Genomic DNA, 3,092 nt, shown 5'->3' on the forward strand with positions numbered 1-3,092 from the left:
GGGAAATCTTATCTTGAGGTAGGCTTCCCGCTTAGATGCTTTCAGCGGTTATCCCTTCCGAACATAGCTACCCGGCGATGCGACTGGCGTCACAACCGGTACACCAGAGGTTCGTCCACTCTGGTCCTCTCGTACTAGGAGCAGATCCTCTCAAATTTCCAACGCCCACGGTAGATAGGGACCGAACTGTCTCACGACGTTCTAAACCCAGCTCGCGTACCTCTTTAAATGGCGAACAGCCATACCCTTGGGACCTGCTTCAGCCCCAGGATGAGATGAGCCGACATCGAGGTGCCAAACACCGCCGTCGATATGAACTCTTGGGCGGTATCAGCCTGTTATCCCCAGAGTACCTTTTATCCGTTGAGCGATGGCCCTTCCATACAGAACCACCGGATCACTAAGACCTACTTTCGTACCTGCTCGACTTGTGGGTCTCGCAGTTAAGCGCGCTTTTGCCTTTATACTCTACGCGTGATTTCCGACCACGCTGAGCGCACCTTCGTACTCCTCCGTTACTCTTTAGGAGGAGACCGCCCCAGTCAAACTACCCACCAGACATGGTCCTCGCTCCAGATCATGGAGCAGAGTTAGAACCTCAATATTACCAGGGTGGTATTTCAAGATTGGCTCCACCAGAACTAGCGTCCTGGTTTCAAAGCCTCCCACCTATCCTACACAAGTAAGATCAAAGTTCAATGTCAAGCTGCAGTAAAGGTTCACGGGGTCTTTCCGTCTAGCCGCGGGTACACCGCATCTTCACGGCGAATTCGATTTCACTGAGTCTCTGCTGGAGACAGCGCCCCCATCATTATGCCATTCGTGCAGGTCGGAACTTACCCGACAAGGAATTTCGCTACCTTAGGACCGTTATAGTTACGGCCGCCGTTTACTGGGGCTTCGATCAAGAGCTTCGCTTACGCTAACCCCATCAATTAACCTTCCAGCACCGGGCAGGCATCACACCCTATACGTCCACTTTCGTGTTTGCAGAGTGCTATGTTTTTAATAAACAGTTGCAGGGGCCTGGTTTCTGTGGCTGCTCTCAGCTCAGGAAGCAAGTTCCATCACCAAAAGCAGCGTACCTTCTCCCGAAGTTACGGTACCATTTTGCCTAGTTCCTTCAGCAGAGTTCTCTCAAGCGCTTTGGTCTACTCGACCTGACCACCTGTGTCGGTTTCGGGTACGATTCCTGTGTAACTGAAGCTTAGAGACTTTTCCTGGAAGCATGGTATCAGCCACTTCACTGTACAAGTACAGCTTGCTATCAGTTCTCAGCATAGAGCACCCCGGATTTGCCTAAGATGCATGCCTACAACCTTTCACCTGGACAACCAACGCCAGGCTGACTTAACCTTCTCCGTCCTCTCATCGCATTACACAGAAGTATTGGAATATTAACCAATTTCCCATCGACTACGCCTCTCGGCCTCGCCTTAGGGGTCGACTCACCCAGCCCCGATTAACGTTGGACTGGAACCCTTGGTCTTTCAGCGTGCGAGTTTTTCACTCGCATTGTCGTTACTCACGTCAGCATTCGCACTTCTGATACCTCCAGCAGACTTCTCAATCCACCTTCATCGGCTTACAGAACGCTCCCCTACCACGCATAATAAATTATGCATCCGCAGCTTCGGCATATAGTTTTAGCCCCGTTACATCTTCCGCGCAGGCCGACTCGACTAGTGAGCTATTACGCTTTCTTTAAAGGGTGGCTGCTTCTAAGCCAACCTCCTAGCTGTCTATGCCTTCCCACATCGTTTCCCACTTAACTATAATTTTGGGGCCTTAGCTGGCGGTCTGGATTGTTTTCCTCTTGACTACGGACGTTAGCACCCGCAGTCTGTCTCCCGGATAGTACTCATTGGTATTCGGAGTTTGCATCGGTTTGGTAAGTCGGGATGACCCCCTAGCCGAAACAGTGCTCTACCCCCAATGGTATTCGTCCGAGGCGCTACCTAAATAGCTTTCGGGGAGAACCAGCTATCACCAAGTTTGATTAGCCTTTCACCCCTATCCACAAGTCATCCCCTGGCTTTTCAACGACAGTGGGTTCGGTCCTCCAGTTAGTGTTACCCAACCTTCAACCTGCTCATGGATAGATCACCTGGTTTCGGGTCTATACCCAGCAACTAAACGCCCTATTAAGACTCGGTTTCCCTACGGCTCCCCTATTCGGTTAACCTTGCTACTGAATATAAGTCGCTGACCCATTATACAAAAGGTACGCAGTCACCGAACAAGTCGGCTCCCACTGCTTGTATGCATGCGGTTTCAGGATCTATTTCACTCCCCTCACAGGGGTTCTTTTCGCCTTTCCCTCACGGTACTGGTTCACTATCGGTCAGTCAGGAGTATTTAGCCTTGGAGGATGGTCCCCCCATATTCAGACAAGGTTTCACGTGCCTCGCCCTACTCGACATCATCATATAAGCCCTTTCGTGTACAGGACTATCACCGTCTACGGTCGCACTTCCCAGAGCGTTCCACTAGAACTTATATGACTTAATGGGCTCTTCCCCTTTCGCTCGCCGCTACTGAGGGAATCTCAATTGATTTCTTTTCCTAAGGGTACTGAGATGTTTCACTTCCCCTCGTTCGCCTTGCAACACTATGTATTCATGTTGCAATACCTACCTTATGGTAAGTGGGTTTCCCCATTCAGACATCTCCGGATCACAGGATATTTGCCGCCTCCCCGGAGCTTTTCGCAGGCTATCACGTCTTTCATCGCCTCTGACTGCCAAGGCATCCACCACATGCACTTAATTACTTGACTATACAACCCCAAACAGTCGTTCATCCTTACAAGCAGGATGAGCAACAGATCAACCAATCACTCAGTCAATCATACAGTTGGCGTTTGTGCATTTAAGCACTGTACAGCTTCAATTAGATTCATATACCAAAACGCTTGATTCAGTTAATCGCTAGTTTCTCAGTTCTGCATCTTCATTCAAACATGTCACTTGCGTGTCACATTTCAATGTCAATTTAGTTCTGAGCCTTAAACAATTTATTTCAACTCAAATATATTCTGTTAATGATTGATCTAGCCTTCGTCAGGTCTAGACGCTGTGATAAATCACAGA

1 rRNA gene (running past one end of the window) is annotated in these 3,092 nt (G+C 49.4%); it reads right to left on the reverse strand.

The window, feature by feature from the left end:
• Nucleotides 1-2,779: ribosomal RNA gene (locus KT990_RS08905) — 23S ribosomal RNA — on the reverse strand; it reaches 143 nt to the left of the window's first position.
• Between the last annotated feature and the right edge of the window lie 313 nt (nt 2,780-3,092).

Source organism: Acinetobacter sp. F9 (genome assembly GCF_019195275.1).
In the GTDB taxonomy this organism is placed as follows: Bacteria; Pseudomonadota; Gammaproteobacteria; order Pseudomonadales; family Moraxellaceae; genus Acinetobacter; species Acinetobacter pseudolwoffii.